This is a genomic window from Paraburkholderia piptadeniae (assembly GCF_900007165.1).
GTDB lineage: Bacteria > Pseudomonadota > Gammaproteobacteria > Burkholderiales > Burkholderiaceae > Paraburkholderia > Paraburkholderia piptadeniae.
On record NZ_CYGY02000103.1, the window covers coordinates 1 to 508 of the forward strand.

The 508-nt window shown below is 65.6% G+C and carries 1 protein-coding gene; it reads left to right on the plus strand.

The genetic code is table 11. From position 1 onward, the window contains the following. On the plus strand, positions 1-508 hold a 508-nt coding region (locus BN2476_RS39985), incomplete at both ends, for an IS91 family transposase (protein WP_235851177.1).

The window sequence follows — 508 nt, forward strand, 5'->3', positions numbered from 1 at the left end:
CGCGTGCTCTCACGCCTGTTCCGCAGGTGCTTCCTCGAAGCGCTCACGGACGCACACCGGTGCGGCCGGTTGCAGTTCTTCGGTGAGTATGCCGGACTTGCCGACCCGGCTGTCTTCGCCCGGTGGCTAGCGCCGCTGCGTACCTGCGAATGGGTCGTGTATGCCAAACGTCCCTTCGCGGGCCCCGAAGCGGTACTCGCGTATCTCTCACGCTATACACACCGTGTGGCGATCTCCAGCCAGCGCCTGCTTGCGTTCGATGAGCGCGGCGTGACGTTCCGCTGGAAGGACTATCGTGCGAAGGGGCGCACCCGCTACAAGACGATGACCCTCGAGGCCGGCGAGTTCATGCGCCGCTTCCTGTTGCATGTACTGCCCGGTGGCTTCCACCGCATCCGTCACTATGGACTGCTTGCGAATCCGGTGCGCCGCGCCAGTCTGGTGCGGGATCTGCTGCACGTCGCACGCGAGGTCAGCCCGTCACCGGACGACGCCGTCATCCACAGCC